Annotated in this window: 14 protein-coding genes and 1 tRNA gene; 6 read left to right on the top strand and 9 right to left on the bottom strand. The window is 71.2% G+C overall.

The window, feature by feature from the left end; all coding sequences use genetic code 11:
• Positions 1 to 436 (bottom strand): GntR family transcriptional regulator (locus ACFFNX_RS24130; RefSeq protein ID WP_378206463.1); only part of this gene is annotated, 436 nt, incomplete at its 3' end.
• A 67-nt stretch (positions 437 to 503) separates the two neighbouring features.
• Here ACFFNX_RS24130 and ACFFNX_RS24125 point away from each other — a divergent pair.
• From ACFFNX_RS24125 to ACFFNX_RS24115, 3 genes are all read left to right on the top strand, one after another.
• Positions 504 to 1,130, top strand: a complete 627-nt coding sequence (locus ACFFNX_RS24125) for a pyridoxamine 5'-phosphate oxidase family protein (protein ID WP_378206459.1) — start codon at positions 504 to 506, stop codon at positions 1,128 to 1,130.
• Positions 1,131 to 1,215: 85 nt separating this feature from the next.
• Positions 1,216 to 1,809 carry an oligoribonuclease gene (gene orn / locus ACFFNX_RS24120; protein WP_378206456.1) on the top strand — a complete coding sequence of 198 codons (594 nt, stop codon included), beginning with the start codon at positions 1,216 to 1,218 and terminating at the stop codon, positions 1,807 to 1,809.
• 50 nt (positions 1,810 to 1,859) lie between these two features.
• Positions 1,860 to 1,935: transfer RNA gene (locus tag ACFFNX_RS24115), tRNA-His, on the top strand.
• Between the two features lie 101 nt (positions 1,936 to 2,036).
• Here ACFFNX_RS24115 and ACFFNX_RS24110 read toward each other — a convergent pair.
• The 3 genes from ACFFNX_RS24110 to ACFFNX_RS24100 all read right to left on the bottom strand — a co-directional run bounded on the left by ACFFNX_RS24110 (position 2,037) and on the right by ACFFNX_RS24100 (position 3,678).
• Positions 2,037 to 3,248, bottom strand: a complete 1,212-nt coding sequence (locus ACFFNX_RS24110; RefSeq protein WP_378206454.1) for a methyltransferase domain-containing protein — start codon at positions 3,246 to 3,248, stop codon at positions 2,037 to 2,039.
• Positions 3,245 to 3,385 (bottom strand): hypothetical protein, encoded by a 141-nt coding sequence (locus ACFFNX_RS24105; RefSeq protein WP_378206451.1) that lies wholly within the window; start codon positions 3,383 to 3,385, stop codon positions 3,245 to 3,247. The genes ACFFNX_RS24110 and ACFFNX_RS24105 overlap by 4 nt, the downstream gene beginning before the upstream one ends.
• A gap of 119 nt (positions 3,386 to 3,504) precedes the next feature.
• Positions 3,505 to 3,678, bottom strand: coding sequence for a hypothetical protein (locus tag ACFFNX_RS24100; RefSeq protein ID WP_378206448.1), 174 nt, complete (start codon positions 3,676 to 3,678; stop codon positions 3,505 to 3,507).
• Between the two features lie 284 nt (positions 3,679 to 3,962).
• Between ACFFNX_RS24100 and ACFFNX_RS24095 the strand changes: the two genes are divergently transcribed.
• The 3 genes from ACFFNX_RS24095 (at position 3,963) to ACFFNX_RS24085 (ending at position 9,998) form a co-directional block, all read left to right on the top strand.
• Positions 3,963 to 5,333 carry an aspartate aminotransferase family protein gene (locus tag ACFFNX_RS24095; RefSeq protein ID WP_378206445.1) on the top strand — a complete coding sequence of 457 codons (1,371 nt, stop codon included), beginning with the start codon at positions 3,963 to 3,965 and terminating at the stop codon, positions 5,331 to 5,333.
• 51 nt (positions 5,334 to 5,384) lie between these two features.
• Complete coding sequence (locus ACFFNX_RS24090; protein ID WP_378206442.1) at positions 5,385 to 9,491, top strand: Pls/PosA family non-ribosomal peptide synthetase; 4,107 nt, start codon at positions 5,385 to 5,387, stop codon at positions 9,489 to 9,491.
• An 84-nt stretch (positions 9,492 to 9,575) separates the two neighbouring features.
• Positions 9,576 to 9,998 (top strand): PPOX class F420-dependent oxidoreductase, encoded by a 423-nt coding sequence (locus ACFFNX_RS24085; RefSeq protein WP_378206439.1) that lies wholly within the window; start codon positions 9,576 to 9,578, stop codon positions 9,996 to 9,998.
• Between the two features lie 223 nt (positions 9,999 to 10,221).
• On the opposite strand, the gene ACFFNX_RS24080 is transcribed toward ACFFNX_RS24085, so the two are convergent.
• From ACFFNX_RS24080 to ACFFNX_RS24060, 5 genes are all read right to left on the bottom strand, one after another.
• On the bottom strand, positions 10,222 to 11,508 hold the full coding sequence (locus ACFFNX_RS24080) for an MFS transporter (protein WP_378206436.1): 1,287 nt from the start codon (positions 11,506 to 11,508) through the stop codon (positions 10,222 to 10,224).
• Between the two features lie 147 nt (positions 11,509 to 11,655).
• Entirely contained in the window at positions 11,656 to 12,051 is a 396-nt protein-coding gene (locus ACFFNX_RS24075) for a RidA family protein (RefSeq protein ID WP_378206433.1), read from the bottom strand.
• 10 nt (positions 12,052 to 12,061) lie between these two features.
• A complete protein-coding gene (locus tag ACFFNX_RS24070) occupies positions 12,062 to 13,093 on the bottom strand; it encodes an ABC transporter ATP-binding protein (RefSeq protein WP_378206429.1) in 1,032 nt (343 codons plus the stop codon).
• The gene (locus ACFFNX_RS24065; RefSeq protein ID WP_378206426.1) at positions 13,090 to 14,094 is read right to left on the bottom strand and encodes an ABC transporter ATP-binding protein; all 1,005 of its coding nucleotides are present in this window, start codon (positions 14,092 to 14,094) and stop codon (positions 13,090 to 13,092) included. The genes ACFFNX_RS24070 and ACFFNX_RS24065 overlap by 4 nt, the downstream gene beginning before the upstream one ends.
• Positions 14,095 to 14,099: 5 nt before the next feature.
• Positions 14,100 to 14,665 (bottom strand): M20/M25/M40 family metallo-hydrolase (locus ACFFNX_RS24060; protein ID WP_378206423.1); only part of this gene is annotated, 566 nt, incomplete at its 5' end.

Raw genomic sequence — 14,665 nt, 5'->3', positions numbered from 1 at the left:
CGCGGCGGTCGGGCCGCGCCACCGGCGGTATCGCCGCCGCGAGCCGCCAGGCGCGCCGCCACGCCGGTGTGTCGAGCGCGCCGACCCAGGGGATGCCGGGGTTCAGGTCGATCACCCCGGCCTTCGCCGGCCGGTCCCGCGCCTGGTACGCGATCTCGGCCGGGACGCTCTGGGCGGCGATGTCGGCGACGTACGTGCCCGAGCCGTGCCGGCCCTCCAGCCAGCCCTCCGCGTAGAGCTGCTCGTACGCGGTGGTGACGACGGTGCGGCTGACACCGAGCGCGGAGGCGAGCGCGCGGCTGGAGGGCAGCCGTTCCCCCGCGCGCACACGCCCGTCGTTCATGGCCTCGCGGAGCTGGCGGCCGAGCTGGACGCTCAGCGGCTGCCCCGCGTCCCGCTCGACGACGACCGGCAGGTCGAACTGGTTCCGCGGCAAAGTGGCTTCTCTTTTCGACGTCTCAGTGGCCATTCTCCCCGGGCCACTTGGATCCTAACGTGGGCGTATGACCACTTCAGCGCCCCTTTCCAGCACCGAGCGCACCCGGATCCGGCGGCTGCCCGAACGCGCGGCGTCGGACCGTTCGGCCCTCGATGAGATCCTCGACGCCGGCCGGATCTGCCACCTCGGTGTGATCGTGGACGGGTCGCCCCGCGTCATCCCCACCGGCTACGGCCGGGACGGCGACACCCTCTACCTCCACGGCTCGACGGGCGCGACCAGTCTCCGTACCACCGAGGACGTCTGCGTCACCGTCACGCACCTGGACGCCCTCGTCCTCGCCCGGTCGCTGTTCCACCACTCGATCAACTATCGCAGCGCCGTGATCTTCGGCCGCCCCCGCACGGTCACCGACCTGGAGGAGAAGCTGACCGGCCTGCGCGCGCTGGTCGAGCAGCTGACGCCGGGCCGCTGGAACGTCGCCCGCCGGCCCACCCGCAAGGAGCTCGCCGCGACGTCCGTCCTGGCCCTGTCCCTGGAGGAGGCGTCGGTGAAGACGCGCCAGGGGTGGCCCGGGGACGACGAGGAGGACTACGCGCTGGACGTGTGGGCGGGACTCCTGCCGGCGGTCCAGTCGTTCGGACCTCCCGTGCCCGACCCGGAACTGCGGCCGGGCATCGCGTACGTGTGACGTGTCCCACACTCTTCGTCTCTAGGCCACCGGATCCGCGGTTCTCCTCACGCAAAGTGTCCTGGCAGGACTTATGGTGAAGGTCATGAACGACCGGCTGGTCTGGATCGACTGTGAAATGACCGGGCTCGATCTGCGGCATGACGCGCTGATCGAGATCGCGGCACTGGTGACCGACGGGGAGCTGAACATCCTCGACGAGGGCATCGACCTGGTGATCAAGCCTCCGGAGGAGGCCATACGCCAGATGTCCGACGTCGTGCGTGACATGCACACCACGTCGGGCCTGCTCGAAGAACTGCCTGCGGGGATCACGCTCGCGGAGGCCGAGACCAAGGTCCTCGACTACGTGCGCTCGCACGTGCCGGGGGTGAAGAAGGCCCCGCTCTGCGGCAACTCGATCGCGACCGACCGGTCCTTCCTCGCCCGCGACATGCCGGCGCTGGACGCCCACCTGCACTACCGCATGGTCGACGTCTCCTCGATCAAGGAACTGGCCCGCCGCTGGTACCCCCGGGCGTACTTCGCCAGCCCGGCGAAGAAGGGCGGCCACCGGGCCCTGGCGGACATCACCGAGAGCATCACGGAGCTGCGCTACTACCGTGCGGCCGTGTTCGTGCCCCACCCGGGCCCGGACTCGGAGACCGCGCGTGCCATCTCGGCGAAGATCGGTGACTGAGGACCCGCCGGGAACCGCTACACTGCTTCATGCCGCCTCGTGCGGCCACGGTGGGTGTAGCTCAGTCGGTAGAGCACCAGGTTGTGGTCCTGGGTGTCGGGGGTTCAAGTCCCCTCACTCACCCCATCTGCGGTACAAAGGCCAAGGGCCTGGTCATCGGCATCGACGACCAGGCCCTTCGGCGTAGCCGCCCGGCTATCGGAACGCGGCGCTGAAGCGCGCCGAGGTCACCCGGCGTCCGGCGTCAGCGCGTTCTGCGGGGAGTCGAGCCACACGGCCTGGCCCTCGCTCGAGACGGTCAGCCCGAACCGGTCCCGCCCCGGCCGGCCCCAGCCGTGCCACCGCCAGTACGCGGCCACGCACTCGTCCCACAGACGCCGCTCCCCGTACTGCTCCACCACGAACTCGTCGCGGCCCGGCACGTACTCGGCGACCGCCCACGAGCCGTCCGTACGGGCGTCCGGGCGTGTCTCCAGCAGCCACAGGGTCGCCTCGCCCGAGGCCTCGTCCTTGCCGAGGAACCGGCGCACGCCCGGGACGAGCGTCGCGATGGCGAGATCGGCGCCGGACCCGCCGTACGCGAGGACCCTCGGATCCAGGCGGCTTGTCGTCTTCGCCGCGTCATCCTCGTGATGCAGGAACGAGGCCTGCGGTCCGAACGGGTGCCGCTGGGCGCGCATCATCATGTACCCGGCCGACCCGACGAACCGGCCGATCGCCGTACCGTCATCGGCCACCTCGAGGCGGACCTTGTGCCCGTACCCGAACCCGGGGGTGTACGGGAACACGATCCGGCCGCCCGGCCGGCAGTGCTCCACCCACGGATACGGCACCGCGGAGACCGCGAACGCGACGTGGACGCGGTCGTAGGGCGCGTTGTCCGGGAACCCGAGTGCCCCGTCCCCGACGACGACACGCGGCGTCAGCCCGACGGCGGCGAGGTTCTTGCCCGCGACCTCCGCCAGCGCCGGGTCGACCTCCATCGTCGTGACGTTCTCCGCGCCCAGGCGATGCGACAGCAGGCCGGCGGTCCAGCCTGTTCCCGTACCGACCTCCAGCACCCGGTGGCCGCCCAGCGGGTCCAGCAGTTCGAGGAACTGGCAGACGACACCCGGCGCCGACGACGAGCTCGTGTACCGCTCCCCCGCACCGGTCGCGGGGTCACCGGCCCCGTCGTCGATCTGCGTGATGATGCTCGTGTCGGAGTAGACCGCCGACCACCACTCATCCGCCCGCGCCTCCCGATCGATCGGGTAAGCCGTACCGCCACCGGGGACATCCGGGACGGCCAGGGCCCGCGACGGCAGGAACAGGTGCCGGGGAACCGCCCGGAGCACGTCGCGCCACGTCTCGTCGGTCAGCGCGCCGTCGCGGCCCAGCGACTCGATGAGAGCCTCAACCCGGCGACCGGCGTGCTCGCCGCCGTCCTGCGGCGTCACTGACGCGCGCCGTCGCCGCTGTTGCCGTTCGTACGGTCGTTGCCGTGCCGGCCGTTTCCGCCTCCGCCGTTGCCGGCGTTCGCGCCGTCGCCGCTGGTGTCGCTGTCGGTGTTGTCATCCTCGTGCTTGCCACCCATGGCGCCCTCCGTGACGAGTCACTGTCAAGCACGGTAGCGGCGAAGCGTGATCGTCGGCTGTAGCCGCGCGGCCACGTCAGAGTGACGGCGCTCCGGGCGCTCTCGCAGCCGCGCCTGAGTCAGCGTGCGGCGCGTGGGCGGCCGTGACGGCGGCCGATCCGGATCCCGCCGAACACCAGGTCGGCCAGGAAGACCAAGATCCCGATGATCAGCAGGAAGAAGAGGCCTTTCACCACCCACCCCGCGATGCCGAGCCCCACCGCCACGAGGATGAGGGCCAGGAACAGCGCCATGTCACACCTCCCTACAGAGTTCTCTTTTCAGGACATACCCGCCGGATGACGTCCGTACGACCCGGGCGCGTACGACGTGACCGCCGGTCGGGGCCGTGCCCGTGCGGCAGGGTCCGCCCAATGGCCGGAGGCGGTGGCCTTTACCGCGACTTGGCGCGCTGTTTGAGCAGCTCAAGGAATGCTTTTGGGGTACCCGGTAAAGACGGTAGTAGTGCCCGGGACGAACACGCCTCATGACACAACAGGAAAATCCGGGCGGCCGGCCGGGAGAGGCAGGGAGGCTCATGACCACGCCTGGTCAGCGCAGCACATGGACCCGGCCGCGCGTCGCCGGTGACCTGCCGGGACCGTGTTCGGCGGAGCTGCTCACGCGGCAGAGCCGGCGGGAGTCGAACGCGCGGGTCTATCCGCGGCATCTGCCCATTGCCATCGCCGAGGCGCGCGGAAGCTTCATCCGTGATCTCGACGACAACGTCTTCATCGATTTCCTCTCCGGCGCCGGGGTGCTTTCGCTCGGGCACAATCACCCCGAGCTGGTCCGGGTCGTCACCGACCAGCTCGGCCGTCTCGCGCACGGCCTCGACTTCCCGACCCCCGCGAAGGACGCCTTCACCGAGGCCCAGCTGTCCATGCTCGCGCCCGGGCTGCGACACCGGATGAAGATCCATTTCTGCGGGCCGACGGGGGCCAACGCGGTCGAGGCGGCGGTGAAGCTCTGCAAGACCGCGACCGGTCGCGGCGACATCATCGCCTTCCAGGGCGGGTTCCACGGCGGCAGCCACGCCGCGATGGCGGTGTCCGGGGCGGTGGCGCAGAAGAAGCCGGTCCCCGGCGGGATGCCGGGCGTCCACTTCTACCCGTACTGCTCGTGTACCCGGTGTCCGATGGGCCTCGCGCCGGAGACCTGCACGACCAACTGCGCCGGCTACCTCGAGGAGTCCCTGCGGAACCCGTGGGGCGGTGTGCCGCCGCCCGCCGCCGTGATCATGGAGCTCGTCCAGGGCGAAGGCGGTGTCATACCCGCTCGCCGTGACTTCGTGCGGCGCGTGCGCGCGCTGACCCGGGACCTGGACATCCTGCTGGTGGTCGATGAGGTGCAGACCGGCTGCGGACGCACCGGGACCTGGTTCGCCTTCGAGCAGTACGACATCGAGCCCGACGTCATCATCGCGTCGAAGGCGCTGAGCGGAATCGGCATGCCGGTCGCGCTCATCCTGTACGACGAGCGGCTGGACACGTGGGCTCCGGGCGCGCACACCGGAACCTTCCGGGGCAACCAGCTGGCGTTCGCCGCCGGTACCGAGGCGATCCGCATCATCCGCCGTGACGACGTGCTGGCCAACGTCCGGCGCAGGGGCGAGCAGATCGACCACCTTCTGGAGGACCTGCGCAAGCATCCATGGGTACGCGACGTCCGCGGCCAGGGCCTGATGTGGGGTGTCGAACTCGCCGACCCGCGGGACGGCCGTCCCGCCGGCGCGCTGGCCCGCCGGGTGCGCACCCACGCGCTGCGGCACGGGTTGATCGTCGAGCTCGGCGGTCGCGACGACTGTGTCGTACGGATACTGCCGCCGCTCAACGTGACCGCCGAGGTGGTCGACATCGCCTGCTCGCTTCTCCTCCAGGCCCTGACGGAATGCCGTCCGGAGACGTGATCGATGAGGCGTAGACGGTTTCGCCACCGGTGCGGCGCGGCGATTCCGGCGGTGCGCGAGGCGGGCCGGACCCCCTCCGGCGTACCGCCGGCGACCTGGCGTCCGGGTCACGTCCTCGCCGGCGCCGGGTACGACTCCGCGACCCGCGGGCGGGACGGCGAACGGCTCGAGCAGTTGTTCGAGGACCGGTGCGACCGGCTGCGTGAGAGCGGGCACCGCGACCAGCTGGCCGTGGACGCCGGCGACGTCGTCCTCACCTACGACGAACTGGACGCGCGTGCCAACCGGCTCGCCCGTTACCTGAAGGCCCGTGGTGCCCGGCCCGGTGACCGGATCGGGCTGCTGTTCGACCGGCCCGCGCACTCCTACGCGGGTCTGCTGGCCGTGCTCAAGATGAACGCGGCGTACGTGCCGCTCGACGTCGGCTTCCCGCCCGACCGGCTCTCGTACATCGTCCGGGAGGCCGGGGTACGGCTCGTGCTCTCCCTGTCGCACCTGCGCGAACGCCTCCAGCGGGCCGAAGCGACGGTTGTCTGCCTCGACGAGGTCGCGGCCCTCATCGCCGCCACGGACGATCGTCGCCTCACGGACGCGGAGAAGGGAGAGTCGGCCGACGAGCTCTGCTACATCATCTACACCTCGGGCTCGTCCGGCCTGCCCAAGGGCGTCGCGATCCGGCACTCCGGCATCTGCAACTTCGTCCGGGTCGCGGCCGAGGTCTACGGGGTGACGGCGCAGGACCGCGTCTACCAGGGCATGACGATCGCCTTCGACTTCTCCGTCGAGGAGATCTGGGTGCCCTTGGCCGCCGGGGCGACCCTGGTCCCCCGGCCGGAGACGAACGCCCTCATCGGCGCCGAGCTGTGGGAGTTCCTCCATGAGAACGACGTCACCGCGCTCTGCTGCGTCCCGACACTGCTGGCGACCATCGGCGACGACCTGCCCAGGCTCCGCTTCCTGCTGGTGTCCGGCGAACCGTGCCCGCAGGAGCTCATCGCCCGATGGCACCGGCCCGGCCGCAGGTTCCTCAATGTCTACGGTCCGACGGAGGCCACGGTCACCGCGACGTGGACGGAGGTCCATCCCCGCCGGCCGGTCACCATCGGCGTTCCGCTGCCCACCTATGCCGTGGTCATCCTCGATCCGGGCGACGACAGCGCGCTGCCGCCCGGCGAGATCGGCGAGATCGGCATCGCGGGGGTCGGGCTGGCGACCGGTTACCTGAACCGCGCCGACCTCACGAACCGGGCGTTCATCCGGGACTTCCTCGGCATCGAGGACAACCCGTCCGGCCGGATCTACCGGACCGGGGATCTGGGCCGGGTCAACGACGACGGCGAGATCGAGTACCACGGCCGCATCGACACGCAGGTCAAGATCCGGGGCTACCGCGTGGAGCCGGCCGAGATCGAGTCGATCCTGTGGCGGCTGCCGGGCATCGCGCACGCGGTGGTGGACACGTTCGAGCCGGAGCCCGGCATCGTGGAACTGGTCGCGTACTACAGCTCACGCGACGGCGGCGCCGGCTCGGGCCGGACGGTGGACCGAGCCGACGTCCATGAGCACCTGCGCGACCGGCTGCCCGGCTACATGGTGCCGGCCTACCTCGAAGAGCTCGAGGCCTTCCCGATGCTGCCCAGCGGCAAGGTCGACCGGGCGAGGCTGCCCCGGCCGAAGGGCCCGCGCGGGGTCACCGCGGGGCGCGGGTACGTCGCCCCGGAGACCGGCACCGAGCAGGTCCTCGCCGACGCGCTCACCGGCGTCATGAACCTCGAACAGGTGTCGGTCGACAGCCATTTCTTCGACGACCTCGGCGCCGGTTCGCTGCTGATGGCGCGCTTCTGCGCCCGGGTCAGGGAGCGGCCGGACCTGCCGTCGGTGTCGATGAGGGACGTCTATGAGAATCCGACGATCAGGTCGCTGGCGTCGATCCTCGCGGCGGCGGCCCCTCGCTCCGCGAACCGGCCGACACCGGTGAGGGCGGCGCCGGCGCGCACGTCCGCGTATGTTCTGTGCGGCGTCCTGCAACTGCTCCTGTCCGCCGCGGCGGTCTTCCTGAGCGCGAACGTCCTCGTGACCGGCCTCGCATGGGCCTCCGCCGGCTCCGGAGTGATCCACCTCTACGAGCGGTTCGTGGTGTTCGGCTCCGTGACCTTCCTGTACCTGTGCGCCGTTCCCGTTCTGGCGAAATGGGTGCTGGTAGGCCGCTGGACGGCCCGGGAGATCCGCGTCTGGAGCCTCGCGTACGTCCGTTTCTGGGCGGTGAAGACCCTGATCCGGTCGAGTCCCATGGCGCTGTTCGCCGGATCGCCGCTCTACGTGCTGTACCTCCGGATGCTGGGGGCGAAGATCGGCCGAGGTGTCGTGATCTTCGCCAAGGCGCCGGTGTGCACCGACCTGATCACCGTCGGAGACGGCACGCTCATCCGGGCGAACTCCGCCGTGACCGGCTACCGGGTGGTCGGCGGCGTGATCCAGACCGGCCCGATCACCCTCGGGAAGAACGTGTTCGTCGGCGAGCGGACGGTGCTCGACATCAACACGGCCATGGGCGACGGGGCCCGGCTCGGACACGCCTCCTCCCTGCACGCGACCCAGGCCGTACCCGCGGGCGAACGGTGGGTCGGGTCTCCGGCCCGGCGGGCCGACGCGGACCACCTGACGGTGCCCCCCGCCCGATGCGGCACGCGGCGGAGGTTCACCTACGGTGCCGTGCAACTGGTCAACCTGCTGTTCGTCTTCGAACCACTGGGCGCCGGCATCGGGGCCGTCCTGCTCACGAGGCCCCCGCGGCCCGTTCGCCTCATCGAGGTCGGGTCCACGGCGGCGGGCGGCGCCGCGTTCTTCAGCACCGCCCTGACGGCGTCGGCGGTGCTGTTCGGCGGCGCCGTGCTCGGCGGGCTCATCGCCGCGTTCACCCTTCCCCGCCTGGTCCACCTCGTCATCAGACCGGGCAAGGTCTATCCCCTGTACGGCTTCCACTACGGGCTCCAGCGGGCGGTCGCCCGCTGGACGAACCTGAAGTTCTTCCACCGCCTCTTCGGCGACAGCTCGTACGTCGTCCACTACCTGCGCGCCCTCGGATACCGCTTCTCCCGCCCGATCGTGCAGACGGGAACGAACTTCGGTTCCGAGCTGCACCACCAGTCGCCCTTCCTGACCACGATCGGTGCGGGGACGATGGTCTCGGACTCCCTGTGGATCATGAACGCCGACTTCTCGAGCACGTCCTTCCGCGTGTCCCGGGTGTCGATCGGGGCGCACAGCTATCTCGGGAACAACATCGCCTATCCGGCGGGCGCCAGGGTCGGCGACAACGTGCTGCTCGGCACGAAGGTGGCGGTCCCCGTCGACGGGGAGCTCCGGGAGAACGTCGGGCTGCTCGGCTCACCGTGCTTCGAGATTCCCCGCTCGGTGCGGATCGACCGCGGCGTCGACCTCCCGAAGGACCCGGACGAACTGCGGCGCCGCCTCGCCGCGAAGAACCGCTACAACGCCGTCTCCATGGGACTCTTCCTGCTGGTGCGCTGGTTCGAGTTCTTCGCGCTGACCATCGTCGCCGCCGCCACAGAGGAGGCCCGCTCCGGTCTCGCGGCCACGATGATCGTGGTGGGTCTCCTTTTCACCCTGCTTTTTCGGATCGGTCTCGGCGTCCTGGTCGAACGCGCCGTCACGAGATTCCATCCGCTGGAGCCGCGAGTGTGCTCGATCTCCGATCCCTACTTCTGGTTCATCGAGCGCCTGTGGAAGCTGCTCACGCCGATGAAGGTGCTCAACGGCACCCCCTTCAAGGGCGTGATCTGGCGGCTGCTGGGCGTCCGGATCGGCCGCAGGGTCTTCGACGACGGCTGCAGCATGCCGGACAGGACACTCGTCACCATCGGGGACGACTGCGCGCTGGGCGCGGGCAGCGTGATCCAGTGCCACTCGCTGGAGGAGGGCGTCTTCAAGTCCGACCGCACCACGATCGGCGCCGGATGCACCCTCGGGGCCGAAGCCTTCGTCCACTACGGCGTGACCATGGGCGACGGCGCGGTGCTCGACGCCGACTCCTTCCTCATGAAGGGCGAGGAGGTGCCGCCGCACGCACGATGGCGGGGGAACCCGGCCAGGGAGCGAGAGCCCTCGCCGCCGATGGTGCGGCCGGGCCACCGGTGAGACGGACACTCGCGTGTGGCAGCGTGGAGGACGCGTCGAAAAGATCATCGCCGGGGCCGCGCCCCGCGTCGAGGAGGAGAGACCATGTCAAAACCGCCGCTCCCCGAGTCCGCGGTCGCCATGCTCAAGAAGGCCAACCCGGCGGTCATCGCCACGCTGCGGTCCGACGGGCAGCCGGTGTCGACGGCCACCTGGTACCTCTGGGACGACGGCCGGGTGCTGATCAACATGGACGAGGGCCGCAAGCGACTCGACCACATCCGGGGCGATGACCGGGTCTCGCTGACGGTCCTCGACGGCGACGACTGGTACACCCACGTCACCCTGATCGGTCACGTCGCCGAGATGCGCGACGACGAGACGCTCGCCGACATCGACCGGCTGTCCCGGCAGTACACGGGCCGCCCGTACTCGCAGCGCGACCGCGGCCGGATCAGCGCCTGGATCGAGATCGACCGCTGGCACGGCTGGGGCGGCTTCCGGGACAGCGACCAGGCCGCCGGCTGACGGCGGCCCTCCGTACGCCGTCGGGCCCGGTCCTGCACCGGAGGCTGGGCGTGGTCCTCCCGGAACGGCACATGCCGCCGAGCGGGAGATCGTACGGCTGTGCGTGGTCAACGGCTCACCGCTGGTGATCTTCCCCCGGGAGATGGCGCCCCTGGATCGCCGCCTTCGCCGAGGCCGCACTCGATGGCCTGCGAGCGGGCGGCCCCACCTGACCTCGGCGAGATCACGCGTGGTGGTCCACGGCCCGTTCGGGCGTGCGCGGCGGGACCGTGGTGACGGCGTATCCGCTGAGGCGGAGCAGCAGGGGCGTCAGGACGAACAGGGCGGCGGCCAGGGCCGCGACGGCGATCATGGCCCCGCGCAGCCCCGCGGCGTCGGCCCACGCGCCGACGTAGACCGGGCCGAGGAGGAAGCCGAGGTAGGAGACGGTGCTGACGATGGACGTCGCACGGCCCCGGTAGGTCTCCTCGACGTTGCGCGAGACGATGCCGAGGAGCGTGGGGAAGAGCACGGCGGTTCCGGCGCCGGCCAGTACGAGCCCCAGCGCGGCGACGACCATGGTCGGGGCGGCCGCGATGACGAGCGCGCCGCCGGCGGCGGCCAGCGCTCCGGCCAGGATGACCGACCGGGCATGGGCGGTCTTCAGACCCCCGATCGAGAACCGCGTGATCGCGACGGTTCCCGCGAAGACGGCGGGCGCCACGGTCGTGAGCGACGCTCCGGCGTGCAGTTCGTTCTGGGCGAAGACCGCGCTCCAGCTCTGGTGGGCGTTCTCGCTCGCGAACGCGAGTGTCCCCAGCACGCCGACGAGCAGAAGCGGGGCGAGGCGGATCCGGGCGGACGACGGCGTCCCGTCCACCGCGGCCTCCTCGTCGTCCGTGGTGGCGACGGCGCTGCGCGAGATCGCCGCGAGCATGGCGGCCCCGGCGACCAGGCAGAGAACCGCCACGGCGATGAAGGGTACGGCGAGCGGCCAGGACGCGGCGGAGGCGAGCCCCGCGCCGAGGCTGGTGAGGACGACGAAGGTGGAGAAGACGCCGTGAACGCGGGTGATGACCGGCCGTCCGGCGTTCTTCTCGGCGCGTCCCGCCACCGCGTTCATCGTCACGTCGGCCGCGCCGCTGGACGCGCCCGCGACACCGAGGCCGACGCACAGGCTCGGCAGGTTCACCGCGGTCAGGGCCAGGCCGGCGCCGACCACGCCGAGCAGGCCGATCGCGCCGGCGGCGATCTTCACTCCCCAGCGATCGAGCGCCCGGCCGGCCAGCAACATCGCCGGAAGCGCGCCGGCGCCCACGAACAGGAGGGCGAGGCCGAGCCGGCCGTCGCTGACGTCGGCCTGGCGCTGCACTCGGGGCACCGAGGCACCCCACACCCCCCAGAACGAACCAAAGGCGGCGAAGGCGACGAACGCGGAGGCGACCAGGTTGCGGGACGAGTTGATGGAGGCTCCTTCTGGACCTGCTCGGCACTGCGCCGCGATCTTCGCAGGGCGGTCCGGCCTTCGCAAGGCGTATCGGGACCACGCGTCGACGAAGGTGCTCGGGGACGGCTCGGCGCCTCGGCGACATGACGCCCGCCCGCGCGGACCGGACCCGGCATCGACGCCGGATCCGGTGCCGGGCCCCGTACGGTCAACCGGTCCGGTGGCGTCCCGCTATGCCTCGGGGCGGCCATCCGGCAGTGCCGCGACGACGTCGATCTCGACGAGGATGTTCGCGAGGTCGGAGCCGACCGTCGTGCGCACCGGGTAGGGCTTCGGCAGGATCGACTCGTACGTGGCGTTGAAGCCCGCGAAGTCGCGGTGGAGATGCTGGAGGTGGACCGTGGCCTTGACCACATCGGCCAGCGTCAGGCCCCGCTCGACCAGGACCGCCTCGACGTTCCGGATGACCTGCGCGGTCTGTTCCTCGATCGTGTCGGCGACCGCCCCGGTGCGTGGATCCTGCGGGCCGAAGCCCGCGGTGTAGAGGAACCCGTTCGCGACGATGCCCTGCGAGTAGGCGCCGGCCGGACGCGGAGCGTCCTCGGTCCGTACTTCCTGTCGAGTCATCGATACTCCTTCAGCTCGTGGGCTCGGTCAGCAGGTCCGCCGCCGCGCGCACCGGGTACAGGCACGCCACCGAGTGCCCCGGCACGTCGTCGTCGACGAGCGGCGGCCGGGTCCGGGCGCATTCGTCGCGGGCGACCGGGCAGCGTGTGCGGAAGACGCACCCGGACGGAGGATCGGCGGGTGACGGCGCCTCACCGTGGAGGACGATGCGGCGGCGTTCCCGCTCGGCCTTCGGGTCCGCGATCGGCGCCGCCGACAGCAGGGAGTGCGAGTACGGGTGCCGCGGGTTGGTGAAGAGCTCCTCGGTGCCGGCCAGCTCGACGATGCGGCCGAGGTTCATCACCGCCACCCGGTCGGCCATCTGGCGCATCATCGACAGATCGTGGGAGACGTACACGTAGGTCAGGCCGCGCTCGCGCTGCAGCCGCCTCAGCAGGTTGGTGATCTGGGCCTGGATGGACACGTCCAGGGCGCTGGTCGGCTCGTCGCAGATCACGAGTTTCGGCTCCAGGGCCAGCGCGCGGGCGATGCCGATCCGCTGCCGCTGTCCCCCGGAGAACTCGTGCGGGTACCGGTCCTGGACCGAGGCGTCCAGGCCGACGGCGTCCAGCAGCTCCGCCACGCGCTCTCGGGCGGCGGCGCGCCCGCGCCGGCCCCGCGGCACCTTGTGATGGGTGATCAACGGTTCGGCGACGATCTCCCCGACGCGCATCCTCGGGTTCAGGCTCGCGTACGGGTCCTGGAGGACGACCTGGAGGTCCTGGCGTACCGACAGCATCTCGCGCTGCGACAACGTCAACAGGTCCCGCCCGGCGAACCGGATCTCACCGGCGGTCGCGTCGACGAGACGGAGGATCAGCCGGGCGAGCGTCGTCTTGCCGCACCCGGACTCGCCGACCAGCCCGAGCGTCTCGCCCGGGTAGACGTCCAGGGACACGTCGTCGACGGCGAGGACCGTCGATCCCGGATGCCCCATGCCGCGTCCCGCGAACTCCTTGCGAACGCCTCGCAACGACAGCAGCGGCTCGTCCCGCACACTCACGTTCCGCTCACCCGCCTTTCTCTGCTCGCTCCCGGGACCTCGGTCAGGACGCAGGCCGCCGCGTGCCCCGGCGCCTTCTCCTCCAGGGCGGGCACGGTGCTCGCGCACTCCGGCAGGGCGAACCCGCAGCGCGGGTGGAACGCACAGCCGGACGGCAGGTCCAGCAGGTTGGGCGGCGCCCCGCGGATCGGGTCGAGGGCCGCGCCACCGGGGACGTCGGGCCGGGGCATCGACTCCAGCAGCGCCTTCGTGTAGGGCATCCGCGGGCGCTCGAACAGGTCGTCGGCGCCGGCCGCCTCCACGGGCCGCCCGGCGTACATGACCAGGACCTGGTCGGCGACCTGCGCGACGACGCCCAGGTCGTGGGTGATCAGGACGATCGCCATCCCGAACCGGTCCTGCAGGTCGGCCATCAGCTCCATGATCTGCGCCTGCACGGTGACGTCGAGCGCGGTCGTGGGCTCGTCGGCGATCAGGAGCTTCGGCCGGCAGGCGAGCGCCATCGCGATCATGACGCGCTGCCGCATGCCGCCGGAGAGCTGGTGCGGGTACTGGCCCGCGCGCGCCTCCGGGTGGGCGATGCCGACTTCGCGGAGCGCCTCGACCGCACGGGCGCGCGCCTCGCCGCGCGGCAGCGACCGGTGCCGGCGCAGCGACTCGACGATCTGCGCGCCGACGGTCTTGACCGGGTTGAGGCTGGTCATCGGGTCCTGGAAGATCATCGCGATCTCGTTGCCGCGGACCCGGCGCATCTCGCGCTCTGGCAGGGTCAGCAGGTCGCGGCCGCCGGCGATGATCTGACCGCCGGTGTACACGCACGGCGGGGTGGGGTGCAGTCGCAGGATCGACAGGGCGGTGGCGGTCTTGCCGCTGCCGGACTCCCCCACGACCGCGAGCGTCTGCCCCTGCTCGACCGAGAACGACACTCCGTTGACGGCGCGGACCGTCCCGGTGTCCAGGCGGAACTCCGCGTGCAGGTCATTGACCTCGAGTACCGGCACGGCGGTCACCCTTCCCGTGTACAGGCCAGCAGGCGGCGGGCGATTCCCTCATAGACGTCGACGGCGTCCACGAGCTCGTCGAGCGGCACCGACTCGTCGGGCCGATGGGCCTGCGACAGGCTTCCCGGGCCGCAGATCACCGTCGGAATGCCGACGCCGACGAGCTTGCTCATGTCGCAGCCGGCGTTGAAGCCGGTCGCCCGGTCCGCGGGCCGTCCCGCGTCCCCGAGCGCGGCGAGCGCGGCGCCCACCACGGGCTCGTCGGCCGCGGTCGCGGACGGCACGGTCGCCACGACGACCTCCGGCTCGGCCACGTCCATGCCCGGTCTGGCGGTGCGCAGGTCGTCCAGCATCGCCGCGAGCCGCCGGTCGCAGTCCTCGTGCGTCTCGCCGGGGACGAGCCGCCGGTCGACGATGAGCGTCGCCTCGTCCGGCACGGTGTTCTGCAGGGCGCCGCCGGACAGGATCGTCACGGTCATCGTGGCCGGGCCGAGCGCCTCGTGCGGGAAGGCGGCGAGCCGCTCGGTCTCCGCACTGAGAAACGGCTGGATCGCCACACGGCCGGGAAAAC

Source organism: Actinoallomurus acaciae (assembly GCF_042429965.1).
Lineage (GTDB): Bacteria > Actinomycetota > Actinomycetes > Streptosporangiales > Streptosporangiaceae > Actinoallomurus > Actinoallomurus acaciae.
The sequence above is the reverse complement of the archived record's forward strand: the minus strand, read 5'-3'. Positions and strand labels throughout refer to the sequence as shown.

What these genes read in the sequence shown, in the direction of transcription:
- orn (WP_378206456.1), top strand. Translation starts at nt 1,216, where the DNA reads ATGAACGACCGGCTGGTCTGGATCGACTGTGAAATGACCGGGCTCGAT.
- ACFFNX_RS24105 (WP_378206451.1), bottom strand. Translation starts at nt 3,385, where the DNA reads ATGGGTGGCAAGCACGAGGATGACAACACCGACAGCGACACCAGCGGC.
- ACFFNX_RS24100 (WP_378206448.1), bottom strand. Translation starts at nt 3,678, where the DNA reads ATGGCGCTGTTCCTGGCCCTCATCCTCGTGGCGGTGGGGCTCGGCATC.
- ACFFNX_RS24095 (WP_378206445.1), top strand. Translation starts at nt 3,963, where the DNA reads ATGACCACGCCTGGTCAGCGCAGCACATGGACCCGGCCGCGCGTCGCC.
- ACFFNX_RS24075 (WP_378206433.1), bottom strand. Translation starts at nt 12,051, where the DNA reads ATGACTCGACAGGAAGTACGGACCGAGGACGCTCCGCGTCCGGCCGGC.
- ACFFNX_RS24085 (WP_378206439.1), top strand. Translation starts at nt 9,576, where the DNA reads ATGTCAAAACCGCCGCTCCCCGAGTCCGCGGTCGCCATGCTCAAGAAG.
- ACFFNX_RS24125 (WP_378206459.1), top strand. Translation starts at nt 504, where the DNA reads ATGACCACTTCAGCGCCCCTTTCCAGCACCGAGCGCACCCGGATCCGG.